The organism is Polaribacter butkevichii (genome assembly GCF_038024105.1).
Taxonomy (GTDB): domain Bacteria; phylum Bacteroidota; class Bacteroidia; order Flavobacteriales; family Flavobacteriaceae; genus Polaribacter; species Polaribacter butkevichii.
This window is the reverse complement of sequence record NZ_CP150661.1, coordinates 2,179,480-2,196,262: the sequence shown is the minus strand read 5'-3', so window position 1 is coordinate 2,196,262 and position 16,783 is coordinate 2,179,480. Positions and strand designations below refer to the sequence as shown.

Below are 16,783 nucleotides of genomic sequence, written 5' to 3'. Positions count from 1 at the left end.
TTAAGAACAGGATTTGAATAACAGAATAAATTTTTTAAAAGAGTCTTTTAAAAACTTAAAAACATTAGGTACTGTTACTCCCAGTTCTCGTTTTTTGGCAGCAAGAATGTTAAAAGGAATCGATTTTTCTAAAGTAGAGGTTTTGGTAGAATTTGGTCCAGGAAATGGAGCAATAACCAAGCTTATTCTAGAAAAGTTGCCAAAAAACGCTACTTTAATTTGTTTTGAAATTAATGAAAACTTTTACAATCAATTATCACAAATCAAAAACAAACAGCTGATTGTGATTAAGTCATCCGCAGAAAAGATAGAAGAAGAATTAAAGAGATTCAATTTTAATAAAACCAATCACATTATTTCTAGTTTACCATTAACTATAATTCCAGAGGAAATTACCAACGAAATTTTAAAGAAATCATTTCTTGCACTAGAAGATAAAGGGACCTTTATTCAGTTTCAATATAGTTTAACTTATTTTAAAAAACTTAAAACGGTGTTTAATCAATCAATCTCTTTAGGTTTTGAGCCTTTAAACTTCCCTCCAGCCTTTGTTTATCATTGTAAAAAAGTAGATTAAATTTTTATTGATAAATTTTTAGATTGATGTATATTTGTCGCATTATGGCAAAACAAGAAGATCAATTTAAAAAAGTACTATCACACGCTAAAGAATATGGTTATGTATTTCAGTCTTCTGAAATTTATGACGGTTTAAGTGCGGTGTACGATTATGCTCAAAACGGAGTTGAGCTAAAGAAAAATATTAGAGACTATTGGTGGAAAGCAATGGTGCAAATGCACGAAAACATTGTAGGTATAGATGCTTCTATTTTAATGCATCCAACAACTTGGAAAGCTTCTGGGCATGTAGATGCTTTTAACGACCCATTAATAGATAATAAAGATTCTAAAAAACGTTACAGAGCAGATGTTTTAATTGAAGAGTATTGTGCTAAAATAGAAGGAAAAATTAATAAAGAAGTTGCCAAAGCAGAAAAACGTTTTGGGGATGCCTTTAATAAAGAAGAATTTTTAGCAACAAACGGACGTGTTGTTGGTTATCAAGAAAAAATAAATACAATTTTAGCAAGAATGGGTGCTTCTTTAGAAAAAGAAGATTTAGCCGATGTAAAGTTATTAATTGAAGAATTAGAAATTGCAGATCCTTTAACAGGTTCTAGAAATTGGACGGATGTAAAACAGTTTAATTTAATGTTTGGCACCAAATTAGGTGCTTCTGCAGAAACTGCAATGGATTTATATTTAAGACCAGAAACAGCGCAAGGAATTTTTGTAAATTTCTTAAACGTGCAAAAAACCGGAAGAATGAAAATTCCTTTTGGTATTGCACAAACTGGTAAAGCGTTTAGAAACGAGATTGTTGCAAGACAATTTATTTTTAGAATGCGTGAGTTTGAGCAAATGGAAATGCAATTTTTTGTAAAACCAGGAACTCAAAAAGAATGGTACGATCAATGGAAAGAAACGCGTTTAAAATGGCATTTATCTTTAGGGATGGGAGCAGAGAACTATCGTTTTCATGATCATGATAAATTAGCACATTACGCAGATGCAGCTGCAGATATTGAGTTTAATTTTCCTTTCGGATTTAAAGAATTAGAAGGAATTCATTCTCGTACAGATTTCGATTTAAAAGCACATGAAAAATTTTCTGGTAAGAAATTACAGTATTTCGATCATGAAGAAAACAAAAGTTACACACCTTATGTTGTAGAAACTTCTATTGGTTTAGATAGAATGTTTTTAGCTGTTTTTTCTCATTCTTTACAAGAAGAAGCGTTAGAAAACGGAACAACAAGAACGGTTTTAAAATTACCAGCAGTTTTAGCACCTTTTAAAGCAGCTATTTTTCCTTTAGTTAAAAAGGATGGTTTGCCAGAAGTTGCTCGTGAAATTATGGATGATTTAAAATGGGATTTCAACGTGTTTTACGATGAAAAAGATGCCGTTGGTAAACGTTATAGACGTCAAGATGCAGCAGGAACACCATTTTGTATTACGGTAGATCACGATACTTTAAACGATAAATGTGTTACTATTAGACATAGAGATACAATGGAACAGAAAAGAGTTGCTATTGCAGATTTAAAAGCAATTATAAAAGCAGAGGTAGACGTAAAAACTTGGTTACAGAAAATGTAATTAATTTTTAAGTATAAAAAAAAGCAGCATCTAAATTTTCTAGATGCTGCTTTTTTATTTAAAATGGTTGTGTTATGCTGCTTTTTTATCAGCGCAACATGCTTTCTTACAATTTTCTTTGCAAGTCATTTTTATGTCTTTATTAGTTGTACAACATGCTTTTGTACTGTCTTTTGAATCACATTTTTGTTTGCATTCTTTTCCTGAAGTTGTTTTGTTTTTACATTTTTCTTTACAAGCATCAGAACATGTATGTTTTTCTTTGGTTGAAGAAAGAGAGGCTTTATATAATTCTCCACCAGCAATTCCGTCTACAAAAGCAATTAAATCTTTTTGAGAAGTTGTGTTGGCATCAAATTCTATGTTAGCAACACTATCTTTAAAAATAACTTTAGCATCTAAAACACCTTCTTTTTTAGATAATTTAGATTGAATTGTTTTTGCACAACCAATTTCGCAAGTCATTCCAGAAATAGCTAAAGAAACGTTTTGTTTGTTAACGGGTAGTACCTCTTTTTTTGCTTCACTTTTACAGCCAATTAAAACAAAACAAGCAATAGCAAAAGAGAATAATATTTTTTTAGTTTTCATAAAGTAAGTTTACAGTGTTAATTTTTACATTTAAAATTGAATCTTCTAAAAACTTCAAGGAAGTCTGTTTAGAAAATAGATAAAATAATTTTACAAATTTATTAATAAAAGGGTTGTCTTCTAAACTTTTATCGGATTTTTGCTTAATATTTTTATTATAAATGAATAAACAACAACAAAAGTGGTTTTATCTAACTGTACTTTCTATCGTTTGGGGTAGTTCTTTTATATTAATGAAAAAAGCACTTTTAGGAGTAAGTCCTATTCAGTTAGGCGCTTTAAGGATGATTTTTACGGCACTTTTTTTACTTTCGGTAGCTTTTCCTTCTATTAAAAAAATTAAAAAGAAACATTGGCAATATATTGTTTATACGGCACTTGTAGGTACATTTATACCAGGTTTTCTATTTGCTTTTGCTATTACAAGTATCGATAGTGCAGTGGTATCTATTTTAAATTCTCTTACACCTTTTAATACCTTAATTTTTGGAACCCTAGTTTTTGGTTTTACATTTAAGAAATCGCAATTATATGGTATTTTAATAGGTTTGGTAGGAACCTTAATTTTAATATTAGAAGGAGCAGATGTAAATCCACATCAAAATTATTGGTTTGCTTTATTAATTATAATTGCCTCTGTAGGGTATGCTTTTAATGCAAACATTGTAAAAAAGTATTTACATGATTTGGATGCTTTGGCAATAACAACTGGTAATTTTTTATTATTGATTGTCCCTGCAATCATCGTTTTAAGTTTTACAGATTTCTTTGTTACCTTTGATGTTAAGAATGAAGTGTTAATGCATTCTTTGGGATATTTGGCTATATTATCTGTTGTAGGAACAGGTGTCGCAAAAACTATTTACAATAAATTAGTACATATTTCAGATCCTGTTTTTTCATCTTCTGTAACGTATTTAATTCCTATTGTAGCTATTTTTTGGGGAGTGTTAGATGGCGAGAAGTTAAGTTTAATTCAGGTTTTAGGAGGACTTATTATTCTTTTGGGCGTTTACTTTGTAAATAAAAAGAAATAGTTTTTTATAAATAAAAGGTATTCTATTGATTTTGATAGAATTATTTATAAAAACTATGTTGCTAAGTATTAAAAAAGATGTATATTTGCACCCGCATTTTCATTAGGATTATGCAAACTAATTAGTAATAAACGCAAAACAAATAGTATGTACGCAATCGTAGAGATGGCAGGGCAGCAGTTTAAAGTTGCAAAAGACCAAAAAGTATACGTTCACCGTTTACAAGGAGAAGTAGGATCAAAAGTTACTTTTGATAATGTTCTTTTACTTGATGAAAAAGGGAATGTAACAATTGGCGCCCCAGCTATAGAAGGAGCTTCAGTAACAGCTCAAATTTTAAGTCACTTAAAAGGTGATAAAGTAATCGTTTTCAAGAAGAAAAGAAGAAAAGGTTACATTAAGAAAAACGGACACAGACAATTTTTAAGCGAGATTCTTATTGAATCTATTGCTGCTTCAGGTAGTAAAAAAGCTGCTCCAAAGGCAACTAAAGCTGCTCCAAAGAAATCTGCTAAAGCAGACGACTTAAAGAAAATTGAAGGTGCAGGACCTAAAGCTGCAGAAGCTTTAGTAAATGCAGGTTTAGATACTTTTGCAAAAGTAGCAAAAGCAGATCCAGCAAAATTGAGTGAAATCTTAACTGAAGCAAGTTCTAGATTATCTCATTTAGTAACAACTACTTGGCCAAAGCAAGCTGGTTTAGCTGCAGAAGGTAAGTGGGATGAATTAAAAGAATTACAAGATAGATTAGACGGAGGTATTGAAAAATAATTCCTAATAATTTAACTTTAACCTATAAAAACTCAATAACATGGCACATAAAAAAGGTGTAGGTAGTTCGAAGAATGGTAGAGAATCAGAATCGAAACGTCTAGGTGTAAAAATATTTGGAGGACAAGCTGCAATTGCAGGGAACATTATTGTTCGTCAAAGAGGAACAACTCACAATCCAGGAGAAAACGTTTACATGGGTAAAGATCATACTTTACATGCAAAGGTTGACGGTGTTGTAGAATTCCGTAAGAAAAAGGATAACAGATCTTATGTATCTATTACTCCATTTGAAGTTTAAGAAATTAAGCTTTTAAATTATTAGAAACGCTCAAACATGTAAATGTTTGAGCGTTTCTGTTTTCTAGAGTATCTTAAAATTATTACATATTTATAGGATTCTAAATATTTTAAAAAATAAAAGATCAAAGAGTAATGTTTGTTAAATTAAATCAATTTTTTTAGTTAAAGTATCGTCTTTTAGCTTTATAGATAGTTGGGGAGAAACTATTAAAAAGGGTATAAAATTCTAAAAACACAAAAATAAAGGTGTATGCAGGTTAGTTGTAAAGTTTTTTTTTAGAACTGTTTGCAGTTTTTTCAGAACATTTAGTGCTAGTTTTATATCATTTCCTCTAAGAATTCCTATTTTAGTGTAAAATTGAAACCCTCCTTCCCCCATGAGCAAAGTAAAAATTTTAGTCGTAGAAGATGAAACCATTATTACAGATACTATTGGCAAAACGTTAGAAAAATTAGGTTATGAAACCATAAATTCTACAGTCTGTTATGCAGATGCAATTAATAGAATAAAAGAACAACCGCCAGATATAGCCATTTTAGATATTAGGTTGTCTGGAAAAAAGACAGGAATAGCTATTGCCAAAAAGATTATAAAAACGTATAAATTTCCTTATATTTTTTTAACCTCAAATTCAGATAAATTTACATTAAACCAAGCTAAACAGGTAATGCCTATGACCTATTTGGTAAAGCCTTTTTCTAAGGATGAATTGTATAGGTGTGTAGAAGATACGTTGCGTAATTTTTCTAAAAAGGTTGATGAAATAGATCTTTACAAGCCTATTATTAAAGACTCTCTTTTTGTAAAAGAAAAAGGATTTTATAAAAAAATTAATTTTGAAGATATTTTATATTTAAAAAGTGCGCATGTTTACATAGAGATTATTTTAAAAACACATCAAAAAATAGTAGTTAGAACAAGCTTAAATGATATTCTAGAAAAGCTAGATATTAATTTTGTTAGAATTCATAGAGGGTTTATTATCAATACAAAATACTTATCTCAAATAAACTATACATCGGTAAAGGTTTTAAAAGAGGAAATTCCTATTGGTAAAAAATATAAAGAAAACCTTGTAAAAAGAATCAATTTTATTTAATATTTAGAACATTATAAGACCTGTATAGAACATTATTAATAATTTAATAGATTACTTAAAGTATATTTGATTGTATATTTAGATTGTTATTAACATTCTTTTTCTGGGGAATAATGATGTTTTTATAAAATCTAAACAAATTAATAAGCTACTCTACACGAGTAGCTTTTTTTATCTATTGAATTAAGTTGAAGCTTAGTTGTTACTATTTTGTATTTTTACGGCTATGAAATTTTTTTACAACTTAGCCATTTTTTTGGCTTCTTTATTCTTGTCTTTTATCGCTTTATTCAATAAAAAAATAAAACTTTTTGTTGATGGTAGAAAAGAAACATTTTCTAAAATTAATAGATTAAAGAATGCTAAAACTGTTTGGTTTCATGCGGCTTCTTTAGGGGAGTTTGAACAGGCAAGACCTATTATAGAGGAAATAAAGAGCAAGTATCCTGCTTATAAAATTTTAGTTACTTTTTTTTCGCCTTCTGGTTACGAAATTAGAAAGGATTACGAGTTAGCAGATGTTGTTTGTTATTTGCCTTTAGATTCAGAATCTAATGCTAAAAAGTTTATAAAAATAGTAAATCCTAAATTAGCTATTTTTATAAAGTATGAATTTTGGCCAAACCTTTTAAATGAATTAAAACAAAAAGAAATTCCTACCATTTTAGTTTCAGGTATTTTAAGAAAAAAACAGCTCTTCTTTAAAAGTTATGGAGGTTTTATGAGAGATTCATTACAAGCCTTTCATCACTTTTTTGTGCAAGATGAAAATTCTAAAAAGTTACTAAGCTCCATTAATTTTGAGAATGTAACTGTTGCAGGAGATACCCGTTTTGATAGAGTTTCTAAAATTTTAGAACAAAATAATTCGCTCGATTTTATCAATCAATTTAAAGATGGTAAATACACTGTTGTTGCAGGAAGTACTTGGCAAGAAGATGAAGCGTTGTTGGTAAATTATATCAATAATAGTGCAACAGAAGATGAGAAGTTTATTATTGCGCCTCATAATATTAAACCAGAAGCAATTTTAGAATTACAGAAATCCATCAATAAAAAAACTATTTTGTTTTCAGCGAAAGCTGATAAAAATTTATCAGAATACACAGTTTTTATTATAGATACTATAGGCATTTTAACCAAAATATACGCAGCAGCAGATCTTGCGTATGTTGGTGGAGGTTTAAAAACAGGTTTACATAATATTTTAGAACCTGCAACTTTTGGAATTCCTGTAGTGATTGGAAATAAATACGACAAATTTAAAGAAGCTGTAGATTTGGTTAAAATAGGAGGTTGTATTTCTATTAAAAATCAAGAAGAATTTACAGCAAATTTTATCAACCTAAAAGAAGATGAGAACTTTAGAAAGTTAACGGGAGTTATCAATAAAAGATATATTGCCGATAACCTTAAAGCAACAAAATTAATTATGAATTATTTAGAGGATACACTTTAAATGAATATCAGTTCGATTGATTTTTATCAGAATCGTATCGAGAATAAATGAAAGAAATTATGGATTTTATATTACAACCTTGGGCTTGGTATGTTGGTGGTCCGCTAATTGCAATTTCGCTCTTATTATATTTCTATTTTGGTAGAAATTTTGGGGCCTCTACAAACTTCGATACACTTTGTACCATGGCCGGTGCAGGAAAAGTATCTGATTATTTTAAGAAAGATTGGAAAGATCGAGACTTTGCATTGATGTTTGTGGTTGGGTTAATTATTGGTGGTGTTATTTCTGCAAAATATTTAATTCCGAATCAAACAATAGATTTAAATCCTAAAACGGTTCAAGAACTTACAGAACTTGGGTTTTCAAACGTGGGTAGTCAGTATTTTCCTGATGAAATTTTTGGGGTTGAATCATTTTTATCAATCAAAGGGTTTTTAATTCTTTTGGTATCAGGAATCTTTGTTGGTTTTGGAACCCGTTATGCAGGCGGTTGTACTTCTGGTCATGCAATTACAGGTTTAAGTAATTTAGAATTACCATCGTTATTAGCTGTAATTGGGTTTTTTATTGGTGGAATGATTGCTACCTGGTTTATAATTCCAATTTTATTTTAGCCAATAATTGGCATTAAACAAAAATAATTATATTCAATTTGTCTCTTCGAGCGCAGTCGAGAAGTTAATTGAAAATTGAAAATATATTCAAAATGAAAAATATCAAATTCTTATTATTAGGAATCTTTTTTGCCATCGTATTAAGTAAAAGTGAAGCCATTTCTTGGTATCGATTTTACGAAATGTTTAAGTTTCAATCTTTTCATATGTTTGGGATTATTGGAGGAGCCGTTGTAATTTCGATGTTTTTTATGCAGTTGTTTAAAAAAGGCATTATAAAAGATATAAAAGGAAATAAAATTATACCACAACCCAAAGAAAAAGGTTTTATAAGAACTATTTTAGGAGGAACATTTTTTGGCTTAGGTTGGGGAATATCTGGAGCCTGTGCTGCACCTATTTTTGTAATTCTAGGCTTTAAATTAATTCCCGCTTTAATTTTATTATTTGGTGCGCTTTTAGGTGCGTTTATTTATGGAATTTTAAGTAAAAAACTACCTAACTAAATGAGCAAATTAATAGACAATTTCGGTCGTCAAATGGAATATGTACGATTGGCAGTTACAGATCGCTGTAACTTGCGATGCCAATATTGTATGCCTGCTCACGGAATAGATATTGTACCAAGACAAGAGTTATTAACCTTTAAAGAAATGTATCGCTTAATTAGAGTGTTAACAGAATTGGGTGTTAATAAAGTGCGTTTAACAGGTGGAGAACCTTTTGTACGTAAAGATTTTGTTGGGTTTTTAGAAATGTTGTCTTATAACGATTTGTTAGAAGCAATTAATATTACCACCAATGGTGCAATGATTTCTCAGCATATTTCTAAAATTGAAGCATTAGAAAAGGTAAAAAACATTAATTTAAGTATTGATAGTTTGCATCGAGAAAAGTTTGCAAAAATTACACGAAGGGATGTTTTTCCGGAGGTTTATAAAACCTTTGAACTCTTAGAAAAAAGTAGCTTAAATTTAAAATTGAATGTAGTAGTGCAATCTGGTTTTAATACAGATGAAATAGTTGATTTTGTACGATTGACAAAAGATAAAAATGTTGCGGTTCGTTTTATTGAAGAAATGCCTTTTAATGGAAAAGGGCAACGAGAAATGAAAGAAAATTGGACTTTTAATAAGATTTTAAATGAAGTAAAAACGGAGTTTGATATAAAGGAAATTCAGTCTGAAAAATCATCAACTTCTAGAAATTACCAAATAGATAATCATGTTGGTACTTTTGGAATTATACCTGCTTTTACCAGAACTATTTGCAACGATTGTAATAGAATTAGAATAACCTCTACCGGAACTTTTAAAAATTGTTTGTTTGATGATGGTGTTTTTAATCTTCGCGATTTTATAAGAAAAGGAGCATCTAATGACGATTTAAAAGAACTTTTTTTAGGTTTGGTAAAAGAGAAGCCAGAAAATGGTTTTATTGCAGAAGCCAATAGAAAAGATGGTGGTGCTTCTGAGAGTATGAGTACAATTGGAGGATAATAAAAGTGTAATCGTGTAATTGTTTAAATGTGTAAAACGTTTGAACAATTACGCAATTACACAAATAAACAATTACACATTTTATACAAATGATTTCAGTAGAAAAAGCTTTAGAAACTGTTTTAAATTCAAGCCGATATTTTGGGCTTGAAGAAGTTCCATTTATAAAATCTGTAGGCAGAATTTTAAAAGAAGATATACTTGCCGATAGAGATTTTCCACCATTTAATAGGGTTTCTATGGATGGAATTGCTATTGACTATACTTCATTTAAAAACGGACAAAGAGCTTTTAATATAGAAGGAATTCAAGCTGCAGGAAGTGAGCAAATTTCGTTAAATAATTCAGGGAATTGTATAGAAGTAATGACAGGGGCCGTTTTACCAAACAACACCAACACTGTTATTAGATATGAAGATGTTACCATAACAAATGGAGTTGCAACAATTACTGTTGATGCAATAAATGATGCTCAGAATGTGCATGCAAAAGGAAAAGATGGCAAAATTGGCGATTTATTAATCGAACAAAATACCAAAATATCAGCAGCAGAAATAGGCGTGCTAGCAACAGTAGGTAAATCGTTTGTAAAAGTAGCAAAACAACCAAAAGTGATGATTGTTTCTACGGGTGATGAATTGGTTGGTGTAGATGAAATTCCGTTAGCACATCAGATTAGAAGAAGTAACGTGTTTACTTTAGTGTCTTTGTTAGAAAGACTGAATATACCTTCTGAAACAGCGCATATTACAGATGATAAACCTGTTTTAAAATCGAAAATAGAAAACTATTTACAAGAATACGATGTATTGCTTTTTAGCGGAGCGGTAAGTAAAGGAAAGTATGATTTTTTACCAGAAGTTTTTGATGAATTAGGAGTAGAGAAGCTGTTTCATAAAATTACACAACGACCAGGAAAACCTTTCTTTTATGGAAAAACAGATGAATGTAATGTCTTCGGTTTTCCTGGAAACCCGATTTCTACTTTTGTAAACTGTTTGGCATATTTTTATCCTTGGTATCATAAATCAATAGGCTTAGAAGTTGTAGAGGAGACTGCAATTTTAAATGCAGATGTTATTTTTAAACCCAATTTAACGTACTTTTTACAAGTAAAATTAAGTTATAGATTCGGGCATTTAATTGCAACGCCTATTACAGGAAATGGTTCTGGAGATTTAGCAAGTTTGGTAAAAACAGATGCTTTTATTCAGTTGCCAAATGATAAAGTTGAATTTAAAAAAGGAGAAGTTTTTCCAATAATAAGATATAGATAATTGAAAAAGACATCTCGATACAATTTTGCGAAAAGCAAAATCACTCGATGTGACAGTATCTGTTTTAGACAGGATAAAACGTTTTGTCAGTTCGAGTGATTTTTCTGACAAAGGAAGAAAAATTGTATCGAGAACATTTTTATTTCAAAAAAGAAGCTTCTCGATACAAAATTCTTGAAAAAAGAATTTCACTCGAAGGGACAGTGTGTATTTTAGAGTGTTTAAAACGTATTGTCAGTTCGAGTGAATTTGGAGGTACGAGAAATTTGTATCGAGAACATTTTAAAATTCCAAAAATGAAAATCTACTATGTTTATATATTACAATGTTCAGATAAAACGTATTATACTGGTATTACATCAAATTTAGAACAACGTTTTATTGAACATCAACAAGGAAAACATTTAGAAAGTTACACGTATAAAAGAAGACCTTTAGAATTGGTTTTTTATGCTGAATTTACTGAAGTTGGATTTGCTATTGATACAGAAAAGCAAATAAAAAAGTGGTCTAGGGCAAAAAAGGAAGCTTTAATTAATGATGACTATGAAAAACTGCCTAATTTAGCGAAGAAGAAGTTTAATTGATAAAGAAGCTTCTCGATACAAAATTCTTAAAAAAAGAATTTCACTCGAAGTGACCGTGTGTATTTTAGAATGTTTAAAGCGTGTTGTCAGTTCGAGTGAATTAGGAGGTACGAGAAATTTGTATCGAGAACATTTTAATTTCAAAAAAAACTTCTCTATACAGAATTTTAGATAAAAATCACTTGAAGTGATTGTGTATGCGTAATTAAAGTATTGGTTTTTCTAACAGAGAAATTATAAATGTATTAAGAATAAAATATAGATAATGAGTAAATTCAGTCATTTAAACAAAAAAGGAAATCCTAAAATGGTAAATGTTTCTGATAAGAAAATTACCAAAAGAACAGCCATTGCAAAGGCAACCATGTTTTTAGGAAAAGAAGTAATTGCTCATTTTACAAATGAGGAGTTAGTCACTAAAAAAGGACCTGTTTTTCAGACGGCAATTATTGCGGGAATACAAGGGGTTAAAAAGACATCAGAATTGATACCAATGTGCCATCCTTTATTAATTAATGGGGTTGATATTGATATTAATATTATAGATACAGAAAATATAGAAGTTTTTTGTGAAGTTACCATTACAGGAAAAACCGGAGTAGAAATGGAAGCTTTAACAGGCGCAAATATTACCTGTTTAACCATTTATGATATGTGTAAAAGTATCAGTCAAGAAATGGTGATTAAGGAAGTAAGGCTGTTGAAAAAAACTGGAGGGAAATCTGATATTAATAATTAATTGTCATTACGAGGAGGAACGACGAAGTAATCTGTTAATAAAAGATTGCTTCACTTTGTTCGCAATGACAAAATGAATAATATGAAAAAACACAAAAAACATACAAATTTAGAAAGAAGAGATAATGATAATTTTGCACCAAATGAAATTGCTATTCTAGGTACAAATTGTGGTATTATTTCAGATTTAGTTCATAGTCTTTCTAATAAATTATCCAACTATAAGTTGGCGTATTTTGATGCTTCTCATGCAAAAGATGTTGCAGAAAATTCGTTATCAGAATATACTTTTCATCATCAAGGAAATTTGCAGATCACCACTTCTGGAAATGTAAATAAGTTTGAGCAACGATTACAGTTTGCTCAATATGATTATGTTTTTATCAACGGAAATCATTATCAAGGAGCAAAACAGATTTTGGTTTTAGATGAAGCAAAAGAAGCTTCGGTTTTAAAAAGATTAGAACAGTTAGATCGCATTCAGTTTGTTGTAAAGTTGAAATCTGACACGGAATATTTTTCATTTTTGGAAGAAAAATATCCGCAGATAAAAAACATTACCTGTTATACAGTTGACGAGGTTGATAAAATTGCAAACCACATTCATAATCTGATTCAAGAAAAAATTGCACCTGTAAAAGGTTTGGTGTTAGTGGGAGGAAAAAGTACTAGAATGGGCCAAGATAAATCTGAATTAGATTATTTTGGAAAACCTCAAAAAGAAGTTGCAAAAGAATTGTTAGAAAATAATAATTTAGAAACGTTTTATTCAGTTCAGAATTCATCACCAAAAGAAGATGAAATTTCTGATAAGTTTTTAAATTTAGGTCCGTTTGGCGGCATTTGTTCTGCGTTTCAGAAAGACCCAAATGCAGCTTGGTTTGTATTGGCAACCGATGTTCCTTTTGTTACTGAGCATATAATTCAATTGGTGCTTAAACATAGAAATCCGACTAAGTCGGCTACGGCAATTAAAGGCAAGAACAAAGATTTTCCAGAGCCTTTAATAACTATTTATGAACCAAAAGCATATGCCATTTTATTACAGTATTTGGCGCAAGGATATTCTTGTCCGCGTAAAATGTTAATTAATTCTGATGTAGAAATTGTTGAGGTTGCTGATGATTTTATCAGAAATATAAATACACCAGAAGAGTTTAGAGCTGCTAAAAAAGAGGTAAATTAGAGTTTTAAACCTGTGAATAAAACTTTTTAGATGAAAACGAAATCATTATTTTTTATTCTACTTTTTGGAATACTTTTTGTTGGTTGTGAGCCAGCACTTACTACCAAAGAGTTTATGGTGGGTAGTTGGCAAACTACCTATTTGAAAATAGAAATGTATACTGTTAATAAAACAGATTCTTTACAGGTTTATGAAGATAAATTTGAAGAAGATTCGGAGTTAGTTGCGCAATCTAAATATAATAAAGATGGTACTTTTTCTGCTTGGTTTATAAATAAAAAAGGAGAACAGATATCTAAAGCTTCTGGTATTTGGTCTGTTAAAAAAGATTCATTATTAGTAGCTTTTAATTATGGAGGCAGAGATATGAAGGTGAGTTATGATATTACAAAAACCGATGAAGGTTTTATTGGCAAAAGTAAGTATGATTGGGATGAAGATGGTGATTTTGATGACCTATTGATGATGAAAACTAAAAGAATAAAAACAAACAAAAATTGACAAATATTAAAAAGATCTCTTTACGAATACGTATTTTTCTGTCCATGATTTTATTGGTGTTATTGGCATCCGTATTAATTTTGGTAGTTACTATTTATCAGTATGATGAACAGACAAAAGATTATAACATTCAGCGTTTTGAACGAAAAGAAGCAACCACAAAAGAAACAATTGAATTAGAATTAAAAAATAAGACTACATACCCTGTAAATACAGGTAATTTAGCTAAAATATTTCAAGAACGTATTTATGAAATATCCTCTATTAACAAATTAAACATCTCTTTTTATGATTTACAAGGTAATTTACTAAAATCATCTACAGCAAGTGCCTTTGAAAAAGTAGACTCTAAACCAATTCCACAAAACTTATTAAAAGAATTGGCAAATAACTCTAATCATAAAATATTAAAAACAAGTGTAGATAAAGGGATTGGTTATCAATCTTCATTTTCATTTATTCATGATCCAAAGTTTAAAAGAATAGGTATTTTAGAGTTGCAATTTACGCAAGATAACTCTGAGATAGAACAGGAGTTAAGAGAGTTTATATTAAGATTAAGCTTGGTTTATATTTTGATGTTTTTAATTGCCATTGCAACTGCGTATTTTTTATCGAGCTATATAACGCGATCAATAAAAACGATTTCTGATAAAATGCAGCAAACACGTTTAAATAAAAGAAACGAAAAAATTATATTAAACAAGGCAAGTTCAGAGATAGAAATTTTAGTAGAAGCCTACAATCACATGATTGATGAATTAGGAGAAAGTGCAGCTAAATTAGCTAGAAGTGAGCGCGAACAGGCTTGGAGAGAAATGGCAAAACAAGTTGCTCATGAAATTAAGAATCCGCTTACGCCTATGCGATTAACGGTTCAGAGTTTTGAGCGAAGATTTAATCCGTTAGATGAAAACGCAAAAGAAAAATTAAGAGAATTTAGTCAAACTTTAATTCAGCAAATAGATGTAATGAGCTCAATAGCTTCTGCTTTTTCTGATTTTGCTAAAATGCCAACGCAAAAAAAAGAGCAAATAGAAATTATTAGTGTTGTAAAATTTGCTTTAGATATTTTTACAGAAAAATATATAAAATATTTCCCTGAAGAAGAAGAACTGTATGCCAATTTAGATAAAACACAATTAATTAGGGTAATTACTAATTTGGTTAAAAATGCTATTCAGGCAGTAGATAAAGAAGAAAATCCTTTAATTGAAGTAAAAGTTTTATCGGAAGAAAGTAATTTAAAAATTACAGTTTCTGATAATGGAAAAGGAATTGCAGATGACGTAAAAGAACTTATTTTTGAACCTAAATTTACAACTAAAACTAGTGGCATGGGATTAGGTTTGGCTATGATTAGAAATATTATAGAAGCTTATGATGGCTCTATTTCTTTTACTTCTAAAGTAGGAATAGGAACCGTTTTTACAGTGATTTTACCTAAGAAATAATATAATTATCGCCTATGATTTTTGGTATAGGCAACTAAATAAATAAATGATGAAATTCGAGAATATTTTAGTTGAAAAAAAAGATAGTTTAGCACAGATTACTATCAACAGGCCTAAAAAATTAAATGCTTTAAATAAGGCGACTATCAAGGAGTTAAATATTGCTTTTGCAGCATTGGAAGATGATGAAACTACCAGGGCAATTATTTTAACGGGTAGCGGTGATAAAGCTTTTGTTGCAGGAGCAGATATTTCTGAATTTGCTGATTTTTCGGTAGAAGAAGGTGCTAATTTATCTAGACTTGGACATGAAATTTTATTCGATTATGTAGCAAACCTATCGATTCCTGTAATTGCGGCAATTAATGGTTTTGCATTAGGAGGTGGTTTAGAGTTAGCAATGGCTTGTCATTTTAGAGTGGCGTCAGATAATGCTAAAATGGGATTGCCAGAAGTTTCTTTAGGGGTGATTCCTGGTTATGGAGGTACACAACGTTTGCCGCAATTAGTAGGTAAAGGAAAAGCCATGGAAATGATTATGACTGCTGGTATGATTTCTGCAGAAGAAGCAAAAGAATCTGGTTTGGTAAATCATGTTACTACACAAGAGGAATTATTACCTTTAGCAGAAAAAATAGCAGGTAAGATTACAAGGAATTCTTCGGATGCAATTTCTGCAGCAATTAGAGCAATTAATGCTGGTTTTGAAGAAGGTGTTAATGGTTTTGATGTAGAAGTTGAGGAGTTTGGAGAATGTTTTGGTACAGAAGATTTTAATGAAGGTACTGCCGCTTTTTTAGGGAAGCGAAAACCTAATTTTTAAAAAGCGTATACATAAAAAGCGAGCCTTATTGGGCTCGCTTTCTTTTGTCTATTAAAATAGATTGTTAGATTAGATACTGAAATTTTTTACATACATTCTGTTATCTGTATACACAAGAACTTTATATGCTCCTTTTTCGGATTTAGATAATTTGTAAACTCTGTTTAAAACCTCTTCACCTTCAATTTTTTCAGAAAGAATAACTTGGTTATCATAATATAAAACTATTTTTAAAGGTTGCTTGTTAAAATCAATTTTAGAAATTAATACTAAATCGCCTTCAGTTCTAATTACAGGTTTAAAAATTTTCTTGTTTTCTTTTTTTAAGAAGGTAACAAACCCATCTTTAACTTCTAATTTTTTTACATCAATTTCAAAGTCTTTTTCTAATTCAGTAGTGTAAATGCCATCTTCTAAATTGGTTAAATCAAATGTTTTAGAATAGGTTCCAGAACTTTGAATGACTTGTTTATATATTGTAATTCCGTATTCATTTTTAATAGTTAAAGCATGTCCTATTTTTACGGCTTTGTATTCAACTTTAACTCTTTTTACAGCTACTGCATTAGTAGATTTTGTGTTCTCATTTGCGTAGCCAATTAATGTTCCGAACATTAATGCTACTACTAAAATTGTTTTCATTGTTGTTCTCATTTCTTTTCATTTTAGAATTAATA

The 16,783-nt window shown here is 30.0% G+C and carries 19 protein-coding genes; 17 read left to right on the top strand and 2 right to left on the bottom strand.

The annotated features are described in order from the left end of the window. Positions 1-13 precede the first annotated feature (13 nt). Positions 14-577, top strand: a complete 564-nt coding sequence (locus WG951_RS09285; protein WP_105050068.1) for a class I SAM-dependent methyltransferase — start codon at positions 14-16, stop codon at positions 575-577. A 44-nt stretch (positions 578-621) separates the two neighbouring features. Beyond that, entirely contained in the window at positions 622-2,163 is a 1,542-nt protein-coding gene (locus tag WG951_RS09280; protein ID WP_105050069.1) for a glycine--tRNA ligase, read from the top strand. 72 nt (positions 2,164-2,235) lie between these two features. On the opposite strand, the gene WG951_RS09275 is transcribed toward WG951_RS09280, so the two are convergent. After that, positions 2,236-2,754, bottom strand: coding sequence for a cation transporter (locus tag WG951_RS09275; protein WP_105050070.1), 519 nt, complete (start codon positions 2,752-2,754; stop codon positions 2,236-2,238). A gap of 161 nt (positions 2,755-2,915) precedes the next feature. Here WG951_RS09275 and WG951_RS09270 point away from each other — a divergent pair, with 161 nt between their 5' ends. The 15 genes from WG951_RS09270 (at position 2,916) to WG951_RS09200 (ending at position 16,106) form a co-directional block, all read left to right on the top strand. Then, positions 2,916-3,791 carry a DMT family transporter gene (locus tag WG951_RS09270; protein WP_105050071.1) on the top strand — a complete coding sequence of 292 codons (876 nt, stop codon included), beginning with the start codon at positions 2,916-2,918 and terminating at the stop codon, positions 3,789-3,791. Between the two features lie 147 nt (positions 3,792-3,938). After that, positions 3,939-4,562: a 50S ribosomal protein L21 gene (gene rplU / locus WG951_RS09265; protein ID WP_105050072.1), complete on the top strand. Its 624-nt coding sequence runs from the start codon at positions 3,939-3,941 to the stop codon at positions 4,560-4,562. Between the two features lie 40 nt (positions 4,563-4,602). Further along, on the top strand, positions 4,603-4,863 hold the full coding sequence (gene rpmA, locus WG951_RS09260; protein ID WP_036824185.1) for a 50S ribosomal protein L27: 261 nt from the start codon (positions 4,603-4,605) through the stop codon (positions 4,861-4,863). Positions 4,864-5,242: 379 nt separating this feature from the next. Then, positions 5,243-5,965, top strand: a complete 723-nt coding sequence (locus WG951_RS09255) for a LytR/AlgR family response regulator transcription factor (RefSeq protein ID WP_105050073.1) — start codon at positions 5,243-5,245, stop codon at positions 5,963-5,965. 226 nt (positions 5,966-6,191) lie between these two features. After that, positions 6,192-7,424: a 3-deoxy-D-manno-octulosonic acid transferase gene (locus tag WG951_RS09250; RefSeq protein ID WP_105050074.1), complete on the top strand. Its 1,233-nt coding sequence runs from the start codon at positions 6,192-6,194 to the stop codon at positions 7,422-7,424. A gap of 59 nt (positions 7,425-7,483) precedes the next feature. Beyond that, complete coding sequence (locus WG951_RS09245; protein WP_105050626.1) at positions 7,484-8,041, top strand: YeeE/YedE family protein; 558 nt, start codon at positions 7,484-7,486, stop codon at positions 8,039-8,041. A gap of 92 nt (positions 8,042-8,133) precedes the next feature. Further along, positions 8,134-8,547 carry a transporter gene (locus WG951_RS09240; RefSeq protein WP_105050075.1) on the top strand — a complete coding sequence of 138 codons (414 nt, stop codon included), beginning with the start codon at positions 8,134-8,136 and terminating at the stop codon, positions 8,545-8,547. Continuing rightward, a complete protein-coding gene (moaA, locus tag WG951_RS09235) occupies positions 8,548-9,540 on the top strand; it encodes a GTP 3',8-cyclase MoaA (RefSeq protein ID WP_105050076.1) in 993 nt (330 codons plus the stop codon). An 89-nt stretch (positions 9,541-9,629) separates the two neighbouring features. Continuing rightward, positions 9,630-10,817 (top strand): molybdopterin molybdotransferase MoeA, encoded by a 1,188-nt coding sequence (locus WG951_RS09230; protein ID WP_105050077.1) that lies wholly within the window; start codon positions 9,630-9,632, stop codon positions 10,815-10,817. A 296-nt stretch (positions 10,818-11,113) separates the two neighbouring features. Next, the gene (locus WG951_RS09225) at positions 11,114-11,404 is read left to right on the top strand and encodes a GIY-YIG nuclease family protein (protein WP_105050627.1); all 291 of its coding nucleotides are present in this window, start codon (positions 11,114-11,116) and stop codon (positions 11,402-11,404) included. 265 nt (positions 11,405-11,669) lie between these two features. Next, a complete protein-coding gene (gene moaC / locus WG951_RS09220) occupies positions 11,670-12,143 on the top strand; it encodes a cyclic pyranopterin monophosphate synthase MoaC (RefSeq protein WP_105050078.1) in 474 nt (157 codons plus the stop codon). Positions 12,144-12,224: 81 nt separating this feature from the next. Continuing rightward, complete coding sequence (locus WG951_RS09215; protein WP_105050079.1) at positions 12,225-13,328, top strand: NTP transferase domain-containing protein; 1,104 nt, start codon at positions 12,225-12,227, stop codon at positions 13,326-13,328. A gap of 30 nt (positions 13,329-13,358) precedes the next feature. Continuing rightward, the gene (locus tag WG951_RS09210; RefSeq protein ID WP_105050080.1) at positions 13,359-13,829 is read left to right on the top strand and encodes a hypothetical protein; all 471 of its coding nucleotides are present in this window, start codon (positions 13,359-13,361) and stop codon (positions 13,827-13,829) included. A 44-nt stretch (positions 13,830-13,873) separates the two neighbouring features. Further along, positions 13,874-15,283 (top strand): sensor histidine kinase, encoded by a 1,410-nt coding sequence (locus tag WG951_RS09205; RefSeq protein WP_105050081.1) that lies wholly within the window; start codon positions 13,874-13,876, stop codon positions 15,281-15,283. A 49-nt stretch (positions 15,284-15,332) separates the two neighbouring features. Next, positions 15,333-16,106, top strand: a complete 774-nt coding sequence (locus WG951_RS09200; RefSeq protein ID WP_105050082.1) for an enoyl-CoA hydratase/isomerase family protein — start codon at positions 15,333-15,335, stop codon at positions 16,104-16,106. 69 nt (positions 16,107-16,175) lie between these two features. Here the strand turns inward: WG951_RS09200 and WG951_RS09195 are convergent, their stop codons facing one another. After that, a complete protein-coding gene (locus WG951_RS09195) occupies positions 16,176-16,760 on the bottom strand; it encodes a hypothetical protein (protein ID WP_105050083.1) in 585 nt (194 codons plus the stop codon). Positions 16,761-16,783 lie beyond the last annotated feature (23 nt).

Coding starts and splice junctions, on each gene's coding strand:
- WG951_RS09280 (WP_105050069.1), top strand. CDS start 622: ATGGCAAAACAAGAAGATCAATTTAAAAAAGTACTATCACACGCTAAA.
- WG951_RS09275 (WP_105050070.1), bottom strand. CDS start 2,754: ATGAAAACTAAAAAAATATTATTCTCTTTTGCTATTGCTTGTTTTGTT.
- WG951_RS09270 (WP_105050071.1), top strand. CDS start 2,916: ATGAATAAACAACAACAAAAGTGGTTTTATCTAACTGTACTTTCTATC.
- rplU (WP_105050072.1), top strand. CDS start 3,939: ATGTACGCAATCGTAGAGATGGCAGGGCAGCAGTTTAAAGTTGCAAAA.
- rpmA (WP_036824185.1), top strand. CDS start 4,603: ATGGCACATAAAAAAGGTGTAGGTAGTTCGAAGAATGGTAGAGAATCA.
- WG951_RS09255 (WP_105050073.1), top strand. CDS start 5,243: ATGAGCAAAGTAAAAATTTTAGTCGTAGAAGATGAAACCATTATTACA.
- WG951_RS09250 (WP_105050074.1), top strand. CDS start 6,192: ATGAAATTTTTTTACAACTTAGCCATTTTTTTGGCTTCTTTATTCTTG.
- WG951_RS09245 (WP_105050626.1), top strand. CDS start 7,484: ATGGATTTTATATTACAACCTTGGGCTTGGTATGTTGGTGGTCCGCTA.
- WG951_RS09240 (WP_105050075.1), top strand. CDS start 8,134: ATGAAAAATATCAAATTCTTATTATTAGGAATCTTTTTTGCCATCGTA.
- moaA (WP_105050076.1), top strand. CDS start 8,548: ATGAGCAAATTAATAGACAATTTCGGTCGTCAAATGGAATATGTACGA.
- WG951_RS09230 (WP_105050077.1), top strand. CDS start 9,630: ATGATTTCAGTAGAAAAAGCTTTAGAAACTGTTTTAAATTCAAGCCGA.
- WG951_RS09225 (WP_105050627.1), top strand. CDS start 11,114: ATGAAAATCTACTATGTTTATATATTACAATGTTCAGATAAAACGTAT.
- moaC (WP_105050078.1), top strand. CDS start 11,670: ATGAGTAAATTCAGTCATTTAAACAAAAAAGGAAATCCTAAAATGGTA.
- WG951_RS09215 (WP_105050079.1), top strand. CDS start 12,225: ATGAAAAAACACAAAAAACATACAAATTTAGAAAGAAGAGATAATGAT.
- WG951_RS09210 (WP_105050080.1), top strand. CDS start 13,359: ATGAAAACGAAATCATTATTTTTTATTCTACTTTTTGGAATACTTTTT.
- WG951_RS09205 (WP_105050081.1), top strand. CDS start 13,874: ATGATTTTATTGGTGTTATTGGCATCCGTATTAATTTTGGTAGTTACT.
- WG951_RS09200 (WP_105050082.1), top strand. CDS start 15,333: ATGAAATTCGAGAATATTTTAGTTGAAAAAAAAGATAGTTTAGCACAG.
- WG951_RS09195 (WP_105050083.1), bottom strand. CDS start 16,760: ATGAGAACAACAATGAAAACAATTTTAGTAGTAGCATTAATGTTCGGA.